Here is a 16,260-nt window from a genome sequence, read left to right on the forward strand (position 1 = left end):
CGACGGGCGGGGGCGCCGCGGTGTCACGGCAGCGCGCACGGCTCCCGCCACGAGTCCAGCTGCCGGTCCTTGCGGATCGAGGCGAAGCCGTAGCCGACCGAGGTGACGCAGAAGTCCGCCGGCTCGCCCGTGTACTCGACGTGGAAGACCGGCTTGCCGGCGTCGACGAACGGCAGCAGCTTCGCGCACTCGCGGCGGCGTACGCACTCCTGGTTGACCGCGAAGTCGAAGTCGGGCGCCAGCGCGGCCACCTGCGCCACGTCGTCGACCAGACCGGGGGAGAGGTCGAGCTTGCGGGCCAGCCCGGTCAGCCGGCGGTTGAACAGCAACTGGTCGTCGAAGTCCAGCGGGAAACCGGAGCGGTACCGGTAGCCGTCCGCGTCGGCCAGCGCCACCGCGCCGAAGCCCTTGCCCCGGCACAGCCGGAACCGGTCGGCCAGCACCGGCGAGAGCGCGTCCCAGCGCCGTACATCGAGGAATCGGCTTCCCGGTCGCCCCGGCACCGCCGCGCCGCGTACGGCGGCGGGGAAGCGGGTGGCGTCCGGGTCGCCGGCGGCGTACGTCCCGACCCGGACTTGGCAGACCAGCCGGCGGCCCCGCTCGCGCAGCGCCGCGGTCTCGGCCGAGGTGGCCGCCACCGGGTCGAGGAGGAAGACGTCGGCGTCGACAGCGACGTCCACCGGGGCGGTGAGCTGCCACTGCCACCGCCAGCTGCCGGCCTGCGCGGCCGGCCAGGGCGTGGGCGCACCGGGCGGGGTGAGCGGCCGGCGGCACGCCGGCACCGGAGCGATCAGCAGCGCGATCAGCGCGAGCGCCACGCCCCGGCGCGGGCCACGTCGGCGGACGTGAGCCGGCCGGGAGCGCGGCACGGCCCACCCCGGCCGGATCCGCATCGACAGCTCCCCGGACGCGGGCGGCCCGGCGCCGCCCCCGATGGGTCAACGAGCGCCGGGCCGGTCACGACGCGCGGTCAGGCCGGGGTGGCGAAGACCTGCGTCCAGTACGGCCCGTTGCTGCGCGCCACGCCCACCCCGATCTGGGTGTACGAGCAGTTGAGGATGTTCTTGCGGTGGCCCTCGGAGTTCATCCAGCCCTCCATGACCGCCGCCGGAGTCTGGTAGTTCCAGGCCACGTTCTCGCCCACCATGCGGTAGCTGTAGCCGGCCGCCTTGACCCGGTCCCAGGGCTGGCTGCCGTCGCTGCCCGTGTGGTCCATCTTCTTGTGGTCGGCCTGGTCCTGGCTGTGCCGCTGGGCGGCCAGGTTCAGCTTGGCGTTCACGGTCAGCGCCTTGCAGCCGGCCTTCGCCCGCTCCTGGTTGACGATCGTGACGACCTTCTGGAGTTCGGCACTGAGCCCGGTCGTGGCGGTGGCCTTGGTGCTCGTGGAGCCGCCGCTCGATCCGCTCGACCCGCCGCCGCTCGGTGCGCTGCTGCGCTCCTGCTGCCGCGACGGGGCGGTGCTGCGGCTCGGCTTCGGGGTGGCCTTCTTCGACGGACTCGGCGCGGCGGTGGTCGGTACGGCCGACGGGCTGGCCGACTCGGGGGCGAGCGCGTCGGCGGGCCCCTCCTCGGTCCCGTCGGGCGCCTGCGGCGCGGCGGCCACCGGCGCGTCGGCGGAGGTGCGCTTCGTGCCCTGGTCGTCGCCGGGCAGCAGGACGGCGCCCACGCCGAGGCTCACCACGAGCGTCGCCGCGGCGGCGGCCCCGCCGATCACCAACGGCCGGGACAGGCGCCGCTTCGGCGCCGCCGGTCGTCGGCCGGGGCGTCGGTCGCCGGCTGCCAGGTCGCGGCGGGCTGCTCCCAGCCGCCGGCCGGCTGGTCGTGGCCCTGCCAGGCGGGCTGTTCCCGGCCCGGCCAGGCCGCGGGCTGCTCGTGGCCCTGCCACGCGGGCTCCTGGCCCTGCCACGCGGGCTCCTGGCCCTGCCACGCGGTGGTGGGCTGCTCCTCGCCGTTCCACCGGTCGCGGGGCGGCGGGTAGGAGCCGGCGGGCGGCTGCTGCGCGGCGTCCCCGAACAGGTACGACGACCGCGGTTCGGGCCGGTCGCTGAGCCACGCCGGACCCTCGTCGGTCGGCGGCTCGGGACGCCGGCGGGCGCCCTCCGGTTCGATCGGGTCGTTCCAGCGGTACACGCCTGTCCCCTCCACGGGTCGGTTGCGGGCCCGGGTGACGCTACGGGTGCGCTCGGAGCTGCGGCAACGTGGCTAAGAAAGAGTTAAGGCGAAGCCGGCGGCGAGGATGAGTCGTTCACACATTTCCGGCGTACAGTAAAGGCGTCCGGACAGAGCGTGTCCGCGCCTTCTGGCAGCCCCCCGGCGAGTGGACCGGCCGACGTGGAGATGATCTACGGCCTTGGTCAACTTGACGAAGGAGGGGGTTTCGGCTCAATATGTAGGTGTCGCCAGTCGCGCCCAGCCATGCCCCGATGCAGTGGGAATGGCAGCCGCGAACATCATGGGCGCGCGTTGGCCGGCCTTTCCGGCAGCGCACATCAAGGAGTCAGCATGGCGAAGGCCCTCTACGGCCACGTAAGTGCAGCGCCCGACCGGCGCCTGCTCGACGAGGTCACCCGACTGCGTGCCAGGGTTCAGGCACTGGAGTTCGAGATCACGCGTCTGCGTGCCGACAACGATCGGCTTGCGGCGGCAGCGGCGGAGGCGGATGACCTCCTCCGTCTGGCCGAGCCCGCGCTGACCTGATCTCCAGTTCCCGGAAAACTGAATCGCACCACACCGAAAAGCGCGCCGACACTCAAGTGCCGGCGCGCAGCCATGTGCGTACCCCTTTTCGTCGGCGGCGCCGCAATTCTCGATCTTGCGGAACCGCCCGGAATTGCGCCCGGTAATTGTGATCATGCATTTCCGTTCCGTCCGCGACCGCCGGGCGGAAATCGGACAGCCGGGCCCTCGGGTGGGTCGCGTGGCGACGGCGTCCCGGTCCCGGGTTAGTCTGCGGGTTCACCAGGTCCGCGCAGCCGGCGACGGTACGGCGGCCACCGGACGAGGATCGAGAAGGTGCATCTCAAGAGCCTGACGGTGAAGGGATTCAAATCCTTCGCCTCCGCCACGACGTTGAAGCTGGAGCCCGGGATCACCTGCGTGGTGGGCCCGAACGGCTCCGGCAAGTCCAACGTCGTCGACGCCATCGCCTGGGTGCTCGGCGAGCAGGGCGCCAAGGCGCTGCGCGGCGGCAAGATGGAGGACGTCATCTTCGCCGGCACCGCCGGGCGGGCCCCGCTGGGCCGGGCCGAGGTCACCCTCACCATCGACAACACCGACGGCGCGCTGCCGATCGAGTACACCGAGGTCTCCATCACCCGCCGGATGTTCCGCTCCGGCGAGAGCGAGTACGAGATCAACGGCGACTCCTGCCGCCTGCTCGACATCCAGGAGCTGCTGTCCGACTCCGGCATCGGCCGGGAGATGCACATCATCGTCGGGCAGGGCCGGCTCGACGGCATGCTGCACGCCAAGCCGGAGGACCGGCGCGCGTTCATCGAGGAGGCGGCGGGCGTCCTCAAGCACCGCAAGCGCAAGGAGAAGGCGCTGCGGAAGCTCGACGCGATGCAGACCAACCTCAACCGCCTGACCGACCTCACGGCCGAGCTGCGCCGCCAGCTCAAGCCGCTGGGCCGGCAGGCCGAGGTGGCCCGCCGCGCCGCCGGGATCCAGGCCAACCTGCGCGACGCCCGGCTGCGGCTGCTCGCCGACGACCTGCACACGCTGCGGACCACGCTGGACCGGGAGATCGCCGACGAGACCGCGCTGCGCGAGCGGCGCGAGCTGGTCGAGGCCGAGCACGGCGAGGTGCAGGGCCGCCTCGGTGAGCTGGAGGCGGCGCTGGCCGAGGACGCCCCGCTGCTCGCGGCGGCGCAGGACACCTGGTATCGCCTCTCCGCCCTCCAGGAGCGGTTCCGCTCGATCGAGCAACTGGCCCGGGAACGGCTGCGTCACCTCAGCTCCGCCGGTGACGACGAGCGCCCCGGACGCGACCCGGAGCAGCTGGAGGCGGAGTCGCGGCGGATCCGCGAGCAGGAGGAGGAGCTGCGGGCCGCGCTCACCGACGACCAGATCCGGCTGGCCGAGGCGGTCGAGCACCGCCAGGAACTGGAACGCCAGCTCGCCGCCGCCGAACGGGAACTGGTCGCCGCGGCCAAGGCCATCGCCGACCGGCGGGAAGGGCTGGCCCGCCTCACCGGGCAGGTCAACTCCGCCCGGGCGCGGACCACGAGCGCCGGCGAGGAGATCGAACGGCTCGCCGCCGCGCACACCGACGCGATGAGCCGGGCCGAGAAGGCGCAGGCCGATCTGGACGCGGTGGCCGAACAGTCGACCGAGGCGGACCGGGACAACGCCGACCTGGACGCCCGGCACGACGAGGCGGTGGCCGTCCACGAGCGGGCCCAGGCCGCGGTGCGCAGCCTTGCCGACGGGGAGCGCGCCGCCGAGAAGGACGCCGCCACCTGGAAGGCCCGCGAGGAGGCGCTCGCCATGGGCCTGCGCCGCAAGGACGGCGCCGGGGAACTGCTGGCCCGCGCCGACCAGGTGCCCGGCCTGCTCGGCAGCCTCGCCGGGCTGCTCACCGTCGCGCCCGGTGACGAGGCGGCGCTCGCCGCCGCGCTGGGCGGCCTGGCCGACGCGGTGGCGGTCAGCGGCGTGGACGAAGCGGTCGAGGCGATGCGGCTGCTCAAGATCTCCGACGCCGGCCGGGCCGGGCTGCTCGTCGGCAGCCCCGCCGGGCCGGGCATGGACGGCTCCGCCGACGCGCTGCGCCCGAAGCTGCCCGAGGGCGCCCGCTGGGCCCCGGACCTGGTGGAGTGCTCGCCCGCGATCCGCCCGGCCGTGCACCGGGCGCTGCGCGACGTGGCGCTCGTCGACGACCTGGCCGCCGCGTCCGCGCTCGTGGCCGCGAACCCGGAGCTGCGCGCGGTCACCCCCGACGGCGACGTGGTCGGTGCGTACGCGGCGGCGGGCGGGTCGGCCAAGGCGCCCAGCTTCATCGAGGTGCAGGCCGCCGTCGAGGAGGCGCGGACCAACCGGGCCACCGCCGAACGCACCGCCGCCGAGCTGCGCGAACAGCTCGCCGAGGCGCGCGCCGAGGTGGCCGCCGCCAAGGAGGCCGTGCAGCACGCGGCCGCCGCCAAGCGGGAGGCGGAGAGCCACCGCAACGCCGCCGCGCGGCGCCTGGCCGAACTGGGCGCCGCCGCCCGCTCGGCCAAGGCGGAGACCGACCGGCTCGGCGAGTCCCGCGCCCGCGCCGAGGCGGCCCGGGAACGGGATCTGGCGGCACTGGCCGAGTTGGAGGAACGGCTGCGGCTGGCCGAGGCCACCCCGATCGACGCCGAACCGTCCACCGAGGAGCGGGACCAGCTCGCCGCCATGGTGCCGCAGGCACGGCAGAACGAGATGGAGGTCCGGCTCGCGGTGCGTACCGCCGAGGAACGGGTGGCCTCGATCGCCGGACGGGCCGACTCGCTGGCCCGGCAGGCCACCGCCGAACGCGCGGCGCGGGAGCGCGCCGCGGCCCGGCGCGCGGCCCGCACCCGCGGCGCCCAGATCGCCCGGGCCGTGGTCGGCGGCGCCCGCGAGGCGCTCACCCGGCTCACCGTCTCCATCGCCCGGGCCGAGGAGCACCGCGACGCCGTCGCCCGCGAACGCGCCGCCCGCGAGGCCGAGCTGTCCGAGGTACGCGGCGCGGCCAAGCGCCTCGCCGCCGAGCTGGAGCGGCTCACCAGCCAGGTGCACCGCGACGAGGTGGCCCGCGCCGAGCAGCGGATGCGCATCGAGCAGCTGGAGGCGAAGGCCGCCGAGGACTTCGGGCTGGACGTGGCCACGCTCGTCGCCGAGTACGGCCCGGACCGGCTGGTGCCGCCCACCGACGCGGACGTGGCGCTCGCCGAGAAGGACGGCCGGCCGGTGCCGGAGCCGGTCCGCTACGAGCGCCCGGTACAGGAGAAGCGGGCCGCCAAGGCGGAGCGGGAACTGGCCCTGCTGGGCAAGGTGAATCCGCTCGCGCTGGAGGAGTTCGCGGCGCTGGAGGAGCGCTTCAAGTTCCTCTCCGAGCAGCTGGAGGACCTCAAGGCCACGCGGCGCGACCTGCTCACCGTGGTCAAGGACGTGGACGACCGGATCCTGGAGGTCTTCGCCAGCGCCTTCGAGGACACCGCCCGGGAGTTCGAGCAGGTCTTCACGGTGCTGTTCCCCGGCGGCGAGGGCCGGCTGGTGCTCACCGACCCGGAGGACCTGCTCACCACCGGTGTCGAGGTCGAGGCCCGCCCTCCGGGCAAGAAGATCAAGCGGCTCTCGCTGCTCTCCGGCGGGGAGCGGTCGCTGACCGCGGTGGCGATGCTCGTGGCGATCTTCCGCGCCCGGCCCAGCCCGTTCTACATCATGGACGAGGTGGAGGCGGCGCTCGACGACGTGAACCTGGGCCGCCTGATCACGCTGCTGGCGCAGTTGCGGGAGAAGAGCCAGCTCATCGTGATTACGCACCAGAAGCGGACCATGGAGATCGCCGACGCGCTCTACGGAGTGACCATGCGCGCCGGTGTGACCCAGGTGATCAGCCAGCGGCTCAACCGGGCCGACGACGAGGAACAGGTGACGAGCGAGTGAGTCGGGAACGCGCCACGGCGCTCCTGCTGGACTTCGACGGCGTGCTGCGCCGCTGGGACCCGGCGGTGGCCGCCGGCGTCGAGCGGGAGTACGGGCTGACCGAGGGTGTCCTCGGTGAGATCGCGATGTCCTGGGGACTGCTCCAGCCGGTGCTCACCGGCCAGGTCAGCCACGCCCAGTGGATGGTGAGCGTGGCCGACGCGCTGACCCCCGTGGTCGGCGTGGATCGGGCCCGTGCGGCGGTCCAGGAGTGGCAGAGCTACCGCGGCGAGGTCGACCCGGAGGTGCTGGCGTTCGTCCGCGAGGTGCGGGCCGCGGGCATCCGGGTCGGGCTCGGCACGAACGCCACCGACCTGCTCGACGCCGACCTGGCGGCGCTGGACCTGACCGGCGAGCTGGACGTGATCGTCAACTCCTCGGTCGTCGGGGTGCACAAGCCGGCGAAGGAGTACTTCCAGGCCGCCTGCGAGGCGCTGGAGACGCCACCGGGGCGGGTGCTGTTCGTCGACGACGAGGACCGCGCGGTGGCCGGGGCTCGGGTGGCGGGTCTGTCCGCGCACCGTTGGAGCGGCCCGGCCGACCTGCGGTACCTGCGGGCGGCGCTGGCGTACTGAGCCGGTCAGCAGCCGGTGACGCCGTCGATGCGCTCCCGGATCAGGTCGGCGTGGCCGTTGTGCCGGGCGTACTCCTCGATCATGTGCACGTACACCCAGCGCAGGCTGATCTCGTTGACGGTGTCGCCCCGACGGTGCTCGAAGGTGTGCTCCAGCGGCAGCTCGGCGACGGCCCGGTCGGCTGCCTCGATCTCGGCCCGCAGGGTGGCGAACGCCTCGGCCGGGTCGGCGTCGGCGATGTCGTTGAGGTCGGCGTCCGGGTCGGTGCTGTAGTCGTAGAGGTCGGGCAACTCCAGGGCGGCGGCGCGGTGGCGGAACCACCAGCGCTCCACGTCGGCCATGTGCCGGACCAGGCCGAGCAGGGTCAGCCCGGACGGCTCCACGCTGGGCGTGCGCAGTTGCTCGGCGGTCAGCCCGGCGCACTTGTGCACCAGGGTGTCGCGGTGCAGGTCGAGCCAGCCCTGCAGCATGGTGCGCTCGTCGGCGACGAAAGGCTCGTGGCGGCGGTCGATCTCGGGTGCTCTCCAGGTCATGGGCGCAGATGTTAAGAGGGGCCCCTTGTGCAACGCGAGGCGTTAACAGGGGGCCCCTCCTTACCTCTCAGGGGACCACGACGACGGGCCAGCGGCCGGTGCGGACCAGCCGGGTGGCGACCGAGCCGACCAGCTTGTGCCCGGCCTGCTCGGAGGAACCGACCACGACCATGTCGGCGCGGTGCTCGTCGGCGGCCCGGCACAGCTCGGTGTAGGCGTCGCCGCGCCGGCACAGGAACGTCACCGGCAGGTCCAGTTCCTCGGCCCCGCGCCGGCACTCCGCGCGCAGCTCGTCGGCCAGCTCGTCGTGGGTCTGCTGGACCGCCCCGGCCACCACGCCGGAGAGCATCGCGCTGTACGACGTGGGCGAGCTGACGAAGACCGCCACCAGGGTCGCGCCCTGCCGCCGGGCCAGTCCGGCGGCGTACGCGGCGGCGCGCATCGAGGTGCGGCTGCCGTCCACGCCGACCAGCACCACCCGTGGCCCGTCCGTACCCCGTTCGTAGGGCAGCGGACGGGTCCGCGGGCCGTACCGCTCACGTTCCGCGGCGTCCATCGTCAGTGCCGCGTTCCGGCCGCGACGGCCTCTGCAGTCTCCTGCCCGGCGGGGACCGGCTCGGCGTTGGAGCGGCGCAGCGGCACCTCCCGGATGAGGATCACCGCGACGAGGGCGAGCAGCCCGAACGGGGCGGCGGCCAGGAAGATGTCGCCGGCGGCGTGCCCGTACGCGGCCTCGACCACGGTCCGGATCGGGCCGGGAAGCGTGTGCACGTCCGGCAGAGCGCCCCCACCCGACCCGGAGGCCGGGACGCCGAGGCGGCTCAGGCCGTCGGCCATGTAGCCGGTGACCCGGTGCCCGAGCACCGCGCCGAGCGCGCTGACGCCGATCGCGCCGCCGAGGCTGCGGAAGAACGCCACCACCGAGCTGGCCGCGCCGAGCTCGTCCGGGCGGACCGTGTTCTGCACGGCGAGCACCAGGTTCTGCATGCTCATGCCGACGCCGAGACCGATCAGCGCCATGAACACGGCGAGGTGCCAGTACGGGGTGTCGGCGCGCATGGTGCCCATCAGCGCGAAGCCGGCGGTGAGCAGCACCGAGCCGATGACCAGCCAGCTCTTCCAGCGGCCGGTGCTGGTGATGATGCGGCCGACCACCGTCGAGGAGACCAGCAGGCCGCCGATCATCGGCAGCGTCATCAGGCCGGACATGGTCGGGCTGGCGCCGCGGCTGATCTGGAAGTACTGCCCGAGGAAGACCGAGGCGCCGAACATGCCGACGCCGACCGCGATGCTGGCGATCACGGCGAGGGTGATGGTGCGGTTGCGGAACAGGTGCGGCGGGATCATCGGGTCCGTGGCGCGCTTTTCGACCCGGGTGGCGAGCACGCCGAGCGCCGCCGCGCCGGCCACCATCACGCCGCTCTGCCAGGAGATCCAGTCGTACCGGTCACCGGCCAGCGTGATCCAGACGAGCAGCAGCGAGACGGCGGCGGTGATGAGGGTGGCGCCCCACCAGTCGATCTTCACTTCGCGCTTGACCACCGGCAGGCGCAGCGTCCGCTGGAGCACGATCAGGGCGAGCACGGCGAACGGCACGCCGACGTAGAAGCACCAGCGCCAGCCGAGCCAGGAGGTGTCCACGATCACGCCGCCGATCAGCGGGCCGCCGATGGTGCCGACGGCCATGACCGCGCCGAGGTAGCCGCTGTACCGGCCGCGCTCGCGCGGGGCGATCATCGTCGCCATGATCACCTGGGCCAGGGCGGTGAGGCCGCCCGCGCCGACGCCCTGCACCACCCGGCAGGCGATCAGCTCACCGGTGGTCTGTGCCTGCCCGGCGAGCACCGAGCCCAGCACGAAGACCAGCAGGGAGATCTGGACCAGCAGCTTCTTGCTGAACAGGTCGGACAGCTTGCCCCAGATGGGCGTGGTCGCGGTGGTCGCCAGCAGCGTTGAGGTGACCACCCAGGTGTACGCCGACTGGCCGCCGCGCAGGTCCGTGATGATCCGCGGCAGCGCGTTGGAGACGACCGTGGAGGAGAGGATGGCGACGAACATGCCCAGCAGCAGGCCGGAGAGTGCCTCCAGGATCTGCCGGTGGGACATGTCGACGCCGGTCGCCCGTGCGGGCGCAGTCGCCTGAGTCATCGTGGGTTGCCTCCGGAACGGGGGAAAGGTTGCCTCGGGCAACCTCAGAAGTCGTTGCCTTGAGCAACAACCGGTGCCGGGTACGGATTGTTCCCCGCCGGAAGGCTCAGAGCGACTCGTTGAAGCGGTGCATCAGGCGGGCGAAGTCCGCCACGTCCTCGGTCGGCCAGCTTTCAAGCGAACGTCGGATTTGTCCGAGTCGGGCGGCCCGGGCGGCGTCGAACCGCCGGGTGCCCTCCTCGGTCAGGCTGAGCTGGGCCGCACGCCGGTCCGTCGGGTCCGGATCGCGGCGGACCAGGCCCAGCGCCTCCAGCCCGCCGATCTGGCGGCTGAGCGTGCCCTTGCCGATGCCCAGCTTCGCGGCCAGGTCGGTGAGCCGGATCGACCCGGAGCGGCGCAGCCAGAGCAGCAGGCCGTACGCGTTCGGTTCCAGGTTCGGGTGGACCTCCCGGGCGATCTCCCAGGAGAGCGCCCGTCCGCGGCGCAGCAACGCGGTCAACTCGTGCTCCACGGCGCGCAGCGTCTCGTCCACGCCCAGAGGGTACTCAGTCGTCGCCGCTCAGTTGCTGTTGCGCCACCGGTCGCAGCTCGCCCTCGCTGGTCGTGCCCTCGATCACCACGGCGGCCCGGCGACCCTGGTGCGTGAGCGTGGCCACCGCGTTGCCGAAGTAGGGCCCGGCCAGCTTCCGCCACCGCACCGCCGGGCGGCGGACCCCGGCCGAGCGCGCCAGCGCCCGGGTCGCCCCGGCCGGCCCCGGACTCCAGCCCAGCGTCATCAGCGGGCGCATGCCGGCCGGTACCTGGTTGTGGATCGGTGAACAGGTGAGCTGGTGCACCGGCGTGCGGACGTCGCGGTCGGCGAACCGGGCCCGCGCCACGTACGAGTGGTGCACGTCACCGGAGAGCACGCTGATCGACGCCGGTCGCGCGTACGCCGGCCCGGCGCCCACCCGCGCCCCGGTGCGCGGCGCGGTGCCGCTGCCCAGCCGCGCGAACAGCTCGCCCAGCGCCTCGAACGAGCGCCGGAACGCCGCCCAGTGCTCCAGGTCCAGGGCCCGGCGGATCTGCTCGGAGAGCCGGGCCACCCATTGCCGGTTCGAGTCGGCCAGGCGTTCGTTCCACGCCTCGACGTGGTGGATGCCCGGCGGCAGCAGCCACGGCAGCGAGCTGCCCACCACCAGGTGGTCGTAGGTGCCGTGGGCCTGGTCGAGGAACCACGACCACTCGCCCGGCGGCAGCATCGCCCGGCTGCCGGGCAGGAGCACCCGGCTGGACCGGTTGTCCAGCATGACCAGGCGGGTGCGGCCCAGATCCAGCGCGTAGCTCCACTGGTACTGCACGGCCCGCCAGCGCTCGGTGTCGTGCGCCAGGTCGGCCTCCTTGTCGACCCGCTCGCCGAACTCGTGCAGCACACCCGTGGCGTCCTCGGCGGCGACCACCTTCGCGTACACCGGGTCGGCGGCGATCTCGTCCGGGCTCAGGTTGCCCAGGTGCTGGTAGACCCAGTAGGAGGCGAGACCGCTGCGGATCCGTTCGGCCCACCACGGCTGCTCGCGCATGTCCGCGCGCCACGACTGCGAGGTGTTCCAGTCGTCGATCACCTCGTGGTCGTCGAAGATCATCACGCTCGGCACCGTGGAGAGCAGCCAGCGGATCTCCGGGTCGCGCCACGACTCCAGGTAGAGCTTGGTGTACTCGTCGAAGCTCACCACCTGCGTCGCCGGGGCGTCCTTCGGCCGCTTGCGGCGACGCTTCAGCAGCCGCCGCACGGTCGGCGAGGTCTCGTCCGCGTACACTTGGTCGCCGAGCAGCACCAGCAGGTCGGGCAGCACGGCCTGCTCGGGCGCGGCCATCACCCGCCGGGCGTACGCGTCGAGCGCGTCGGGCGGCAGCTTCCGCGCGGTGGAGTGCTGGGTGGTCTCCCGGCACGAGCCGAACAACAGGCGTACCGGCTGGTCGGCGTCGTCGAGCGCGCGGGTCCGGATCACGCTGGGCGGGAACGACGAGTCCGGCAGCGGCCACGCCACCTCGTCGTCGATCAGCACCTCGTACGTGGTGGCGCTGTCCGGGGTGAGCCCGCTCACCACGACGATCGCGTAGTGGTGGTCGTACGCGGAGAAGGTGGGCGCGCTGCCGGTGGCGCCGTCGGCCGTGCGGACGGTGACGACGGCAGGTGAACTGGTCTCCACCCAGACGGTCGCCCGCGTGTCGACGACCCGCCGCAGCAGCGGGCCGATGAGCAGGCGGGAACCGGGCACGACACACCTCCGACAAGATCGTTACGGCTGATCCCTACCCGGCCGGCGGTTGCGGTACGCCTTCCGGTGTGAGCGTACCCGCAGGTTGTTCGCGTGCCGAGGCGGTGAGTGGGACGCCGTCGCCGGCATCTGACAGGATTTCGGGCATGACGGAATACCTCCTCGTCGCTCTCGCCCTGCTCGGCGTGCTGATCATCGGCGGCCTGAGCCTCGTGGTGCCCCGGCTGCGCCGGCGCCCGCAGCCGCCGCTGCCGCGCACGGAGGTCGACACCCGGACGGAGGAGGACCTGGCCGGTCCGCCGGTCGAGGCCCCGGAGGCGGAACTCACCACCGGTGTGGTGGTCGAGGCGCCGCCGGCCCCTCCGGTCGAGGTGCCGCAGGTCGAGGTCCCGGAGCCGACCGCCGGCCGGCTGGTCCGGCTGCGCTCGCGGCTGTCCCGCTCGCAGAACGTCTTCGGCAAGGGCCTGCTCGGCCTGCTCAGCCGCGACCGGCTGGACGAGGACACCTGGGAGGAGATCGAGGACAGCCTGATCACCGCCGACGTCGGCATCGACGCGACCCGGGAGATCGTCGACCGGCTGCGCGAGCGGACCCGGGTGCTCGGCACCCGGACCGGGGAGGAGCTGCGCGCGCTGCTCGCCGCCGAGCTGGTGAACGCGCTCGACCCGAGCCTGGACCGCTCGCTGCGCACCGCGCCGAAGGAGGGCGTCCCGGCGGTCGTGCTCGTGGTCGGCGTCAACGGCGCCGGCAAGACCACCACCTGCGGCAAGATCGCCCGGGTGCTCGTCGCGGACGGCCGCAGCGTGCTCCTCGGCGCGGCCGACACGTTCCGGGCCGCCGCCGCCGACCAGCTGGAGACCTGGGGCGGCCGGGTGGGCGCCGAGACGGTCCGCGGGCCCGAGGCCGCCGACCCGGCCAGCGTCGCGTTCGACGCGGTCAAGCGCGGCATCGACACCGGCGTCGACACCGTGCTCATCGACACCGCCGGCCGGCTGCAGAACAAGATCGGCCTGATGGACGAGCTGGGCAAGGTCAAGCGGGTGGTGGAGAAGCACGGCCCGATCGACGAGACGCTGCTGATCCTCGACGCCACCACCGGCCAGAACGGGCTGGAGCAGGCGCGGGTCTTCACCGAGGCGGTGAACGTCACCGGCGTGGTGCTGACCAAGCTCGACGGGACGGCCAAGGGCGGCATCGTGATCGCCGTGCAGCGCAAGCTCGGCATCCCGGTCAAGCTCGTCGGCCTCGGCGAGGGCAAGGACGACCTGGCCCCGTTCGACCCGGCACAGTTCGTCGACGCGTTGCTCGGCACCGAGCCGCTCGCCCGGGACGCGTAGCCTCTCCCGTGACGACTGACGATCGCGCCTACGCGGGGTGGCGCGACCCCAGCCACCCGTCGCCACGCCTCGGGAGACCGTACGTGACTTCGCAGGAGATCCCGCTGCACGGCGGGAACGTGAGCACCGTGGTCCGTGTGGGAGACACGGTCCGGCGCAACGCCGGCCCGTGGACGCCCTCCGTGCACGCGCTGCTGCGCCACCTGGAGTACGTCGGATTCACCGGCGCGCCCCGGGCACTCGGCATGGACGAGCGCAACCGGGAGGTTCTGTCGTACCTGGAGGGGGAGTGCGGGGAGTACCCGCTGGCCCCGCACTGGGTCACCGACGAGGCCCTGGTCACGGTGGCGACCATGCTGCGGATGTTCCACGACGCGCAGTACGGCTTCACCCCGCCGCCCGGCGCGGTCTGGCGCTCCTTCGGGCCGCCCCCGCCGGACACCGAGGTCATCTGCCACCACGACGCCGCGCCGCACAACGTGATCTGGCGTCCGGACGGCACGCTCGGGCTGATCGACTTCGACCTCGCCTCGCCCGGCGCCCGCATCTACGACGTGGCGTACGCGGCCTGGACCTGGGTGCCGATCTTCTCCGACCGCGACTCGATCACGCTCGGCTGGAAGCACCCCGACCGGCCGCGCCGGCTGCGCCTGTTCGCCGACGCCTACGGGCTGATCCCGCGCGACCGGCACCGGCTCATCCGGACCATCCGCAAGCGCATCGTCGACCACGTCGAGGGCATCCGGCGGATGGCCGCCGCCGGTGAACCGGCCTTCGTCCGGATCGTCCACAAGGGCCACCTGCGTCGCCCTATGCGTGACCTGCGGCTGCTCGACTACGAGCGGCACCAGCTGGAGGCTGCGCTCCGCTGACCAAGATCGGCGTTCTTCACACGCCGGAAACAACCCGTCACGCGTCGGAAATCGCGCGGTGTCGCTGAAGGAAACAGCCGGCGACAAAGCTTCCGCGCAACCGGCTGACGGGCGATGCTGCCAGGTCTCAGTCGGAGGGAGGAATACGACAACGAGAGGAGGCAGCGTGGAGATCGACACCGGGAACACTGCCTGGTTGCTTGTCTCGACTGCCCTCGTGCTGCTCATGACCCCCGGTCTCGCGCTGTTCTACGGCGGGCTGAACCGGTCCAAGGGCGTTCTGAACATGATGATGATGAGCTTCTCGTCCATCGGGCTCGTCAGCATCCTGTGGCTTTTCTACGGCTTCACCGTCGCCTTCGGCGAGGGCGGCAAGTTCTGGGGTGACCTGGGCCAGTACCTGGGCACCAAGACCTTCGTCGGCGAGAACGACCTGTGGGGCGAGACGGGTATCCCGATCTACGTCTTCATCGCCTTCCAGATGATGTTCGCGATCATCACCGTGGCGCTGATCAGCGGCGCGCTGTCCGACCGGGTGAAGTTCGCCGGCTGGCTGCTGTTCGCGTTCGGCTGGGCCACCCTGGTCTACTTCCCGGTCGCCCACATGGTCTGGGGCGGCGGGCTGATCGGCGGCGACATCGGCGCGCTGGACTTCGCCGGTGGTACCGCTGTGCACATCAACGCCGGTGCGGCGGCGCTCGCGCTGGTGCTCGTGCTCGGCAAGCGGGTCGGCTGGCCGCGCGAGAGCATGAAGCCGCACAACGTCCCGATGGTCGCCCTCGGCGCCGCGCTGCTGTGGTTCGGCTGGTTCGGCTTCAACGCCGGCTCCGAGCTGACCGCCGACGGGGTCACCGCGCTGGCGTTCATCAACACCCAGGTCGCCACCGCCGCGGCGCTGCTCGGCTGGATCGTGGTGGAGTGGGTGCGCGACGGCAAGCCGACCCTGGTCGGCGCCTCGTCCGGCGCCATCGCCGGTCTGGTCGCGATCACCCCGGCCTGTGCGTTCATCACCCCGGCCGCAGCGGTGCTGCTGGGTGTGGTGGCCGGTGCGGTCTGCGCCGTCGCGGTCGGTCTGAAGTACCGGCTCGGCTACGACGACTCCCTCGACGTGGTCGGCGTGCACTTCGTCGGCGGCTGGATCGGCTGCCTCTGGATCGGCCTGTTCGGCACCGCCTCGGTCAGCTCGCTGGTGGAGACCGACGGCCTGTTCGTCGGCGGCGACGCCACGCTGCTCGGCAAGCAGGCGATCAGCGCGCTGATCGTCAGCGTCTACTCCTTCGTGGTCGCCTTCGCCCTGGGCTTCGTGATCGACAAGACGATCGGCCTCCGGGTCTCCGCCGAGGCCGAGGTCGACGGCATCGACATCACCGAGCACGCGGAGAGCGGCTACGACCTGTCGCCCACCACGGGCAGCAGCGGTGGCGCGTTCGCGATGGCCGGGATCGGCGCCGGCAAGCCGGGGGCGGAGCCCGCCGTCGAGCCCGACGAGTCCGCGCCGGTCAGCGAGAAGGTCGCCGGTTAACGTTCCTGGGATGGAGGGGTTGGACATGAAGCTGGTGACCGCGGTCATCAAGCCGTACCAGCTGGACGCGGTGAAGGAGGCCCTGCACGCGCTCGGCGTGGCCGGGCTGACCGTCAGCGAGGTCCAGGGCTACGGCCGGCAGAAGGGGCACACCGAGGTCTACCGGGGTGCCGAGTACACGGTCGAGTTCCTGCCCAAGATCCGGGTCGAGGTGCTCACCGACGAGATGGACGTCGACAAGATCGTGGACGCGATCGTCGGCGCCGCCCGGACCGGCAAGATCGGCGACGGCAAGGTCTGGGTGACCGGCGTCGAGGAGGTCGTCCGGGTACGCACCGGCGAGCGCGGGCTCGACGCCCTCTGA

At 72.7% G+C, this 16,260-nt stretch carries 13 protein-coding genes and 1 pseudogene; 7 read left to right on the forward strand and 7 right to left on the reverse strand.

Annotated elements, in window-relative coordinates:
- Window positions 1-23 precede the first annotated feature (23 nt).
- Window positions 24-893, reverse strand: coding sequence for an endo alpha-1,4 polygalactosaminidase (locus ACQP26_RS06980; RefSeq protein ID WP_433495247.1), 870 nt, complete (start codon window positions 891-893; stop codon window positions 24-26).
- Window positions 894-970: 77 nt separating this feature from the next.
- Window positions 971-2,130: pseudogene (locus ACQP26_RS06985) on the reverse strand (CAP domain-containing protein).
- A 372-nt stretch (window positions 2,131-2,502) separates the two neighbouring features.
- On the opposite strand from ACQP26_RS06985, the gene ACQP26_RS06990 reads away from it, so the two are divergent.
- The 3 genes from ACQP26_RS06990 (at window position 2,503) to ACQP26_RS07000 (ending at window position 7,226) form a co-directional block, all read left to right on the forward strand.
- Entirely contained in the window at window positions 2,503-2,697 is a 195-nt protein-coding gene (locus tag ACQP26_RS06990) for a hypothetical protein (RefSeq protein WP_013284566.1), read from the forward strand.
- Window positions 2,698-3,012: 315 nt separating this feature from the next.
- Window positions 3,013-6,612 (forward strand): chromosome segregation protein SMC, encoded by a 3,600-nt coding sequence (gene smc, locus ACQP26_RS06995; RefSeq protein WP_433495248.1) that lies wholly within the window; start codon window positions 3,013-3,015, stop codon window positions 6,610-6,612.
- The gene (locus ACQP26_RS07000; protein ID WP_433495249.1) at window positions 6,609-7,226 is read left to right on the forward strand and encodes an HAD-IA family hydrolase; all 618 of its coding nucleotides are present in this window, start codon (window positions 6,609-6,611) and stop codon (window positions 7,224-7,226) included. Before smc ends, ACQP26_RS07000 begins: the two co-directional genes overlap by 4 nt.
- A gap of 5 nt (window positions 7,227-7,231) precedes the next feature.
- Here the strand turns inward: ACQP26_RS07000 and ACQP26_RS07005 are convergent, their stop codons facing one another.
- The 5 genes from ACQP26_RS07005 to ACQP26_RS07025 form a co-directional block, all read right to left on the reverse strand.
- Window positions 7,232-7,759, reverse strand: a complete 528-nt coding sequence (locus ACQP26_RS07005) for a DinB family protein (RefSeq protein ID WP_433495250.1) — start codon at window positions 7,757-7,759, stop codon at window positions 7,232-7,234.
- Window positions 7,760-7,826: 67 nt separating this feature from the next.
- Window positions 7,827-8,315 carry a universal stress protein gene (locus ACQP26_RS07010; RefSeq protein ID WP_091419539.1) on the reverse strand — a complete coding sequence of 163 codons (489 nt, stop codon included), beginning with the start codon at window positions 8,313-8,315 and terminating at the stop codon, window positions 7,827-7,829.
- 2 nt (window positions 8,316-8,317) lie between these two features.
- Complete coding sequence (locus ACQP26_RS07015; RefSeq protein ID WP_433495251.1) at window positions 8,318-9,907, reverse strand: MDR family MFS transporter; 1,590 nt, start codon at window positions 9,905-9,907, stop codon at window positions 8,318-8,320.
- 106 nt (window positions 9,908-10,013) lie between these two features.
- Window positions 10,014-10,439, reverse strand: a complete 426-nt coding sequence (locus ACQP26_RS07020; RefSeq protein ID WP_269701512.1) for a MarR family winged helix-turn-helix transcriptional regulator — start codon at window positions 10,437-10,439, stop codon at window positions 10,014-10,016.
- 13 nt (window positions 10,440-10,452) lie between these two features.
- Entirely contained in the window at window positions 10,453-12,165 is a 1,713-nt protein-coding gene (locus ACQP26_RS07025) for an alkaline phosphatase D family protein (RefSeq protein WP_433495252.1), read from the reverse strand.
- Between the two features lie 146 nt (window positions 12,166-12,311).
- On the opposite strand from ACQP26_RS07025, the gene ftsY reads away from it, so the two are divergent.
- From ftsY to ACQP26_RS07045, 4 genes are all read left to right on the forward strand, one after another.
- The gene (ftsY, locus tag ACQP26_RS07030) at window positions 12,312-13,502 is read left to right on the forward strand and encodes a signal recognition particle-docking protein FtsY (RefSeq protein ID WP_269701508.1); all 1,191 of its coding nucleotides are present in this window, start codon (window positions 12,312-12,314) and stop codon (window positions 13,500-13,502) included.
- Between the two features lie 8 nt (window positions 13,503-13,510).
- The gene (locus ACQP26_RS07035; protein ID WP_269701506.1) at window positions 13,511-14,374 is read left to right on the forward strand and encodes a phosphotransferase; all 864 of its coding nucleotides are present in this window, start codon (window positions 13,511-13,513) and stop codon (window positions 14,372-14,374) included.
- A 226-nt stretch (window positions 14,375-14,600) separates the two neighbouring features.
- Complete coding sequence (locus ACQP26_RS07040) at window positions 14,601-15,896, forward strand: ammonium transporter (protein WP_433496098.1); 1,296 nt, start codon at window positions 14,601-14,603, stop codon at window positions 15,894-15,896.
- A gap of 25 nt (window positions 15,897-15,921) precedes the next feature.
- A complete protein-coding gene (locus ACQP26_RS07045; RefSeq protein ID WP_013284578.1) occupies window positions 15,922-16,260 on the forward strand; it encodes a P-II family nitrogen regulator in 339 nt (112 codons plus the stop codon).

Origin of the sequence: Micromonospora sp. CA-248089 (assembly GCF_050948515.1) — a bacterium.
In the GTDB taxonomy this organism is placed as follows: Bacteria; Actinomycetota; Actinomycetes; order Mycobacteriales; family Micromonosporaceae; genus Micromonospora.

Coding starts and splice junctions, on each gene's coding strand:
- ACQP26_RS07015 (WP_433495251.1), bottom strand. CDS start 9,907: ATGACTCAGGCGACTGCGCCCGCACGGGCGACCGGCGTCGACATGTCC.
- ACQP26_RS06980 (WP_433495247.1), bottom strand. CDS start 893: ATGCGGATCCGGCCGGGGTGGGCCGTGCCGCGCTCCCGGCCGGCTCAC.
- ACQP26_RS07040 (WP_433496098.1), top strand. CDS start 14,601: ATGACCCCCGGTCTCGCGCTGTTCTACGGCGGGCTGAACCGGTCCAAG.
- ftsY (WP_269701508.1), top strand. CDS start 12,312: ATGACGGAATACCTCCTCGTCGCTCTCGCCCTGCTCGGCGTGCTGATC.
- ACQP26_RS07010 (WP_091419539.1), bottom strand. CDS start 8,315: ATGGACGCCGCGGAACGTGAGCGGTACGGCCCGCGGACCCGTCCGCTG.
- ACQP26_RS07045 (WP_013284578.1), top strand. CDS start 15,922: ATGAAGCTGGTGACCGCGGTCATCAAGCCGTACCAGCTGGACGCGGTG.
- ACQP26_RS06990 (WP_013284566.1), top strand. CDS start 2,503: ATGGCGAAGGCCCTCTACGGCCACGTAAGTGCAGCGCCCGACCGGCGC.
- ACQP26_RS07005 (WP_433495250.1), bottom strand. CDS start 7,759: ATGACCTGGAGAGCACCCGAGATCGACCGCCGCCACGAGCCTTTCGTC.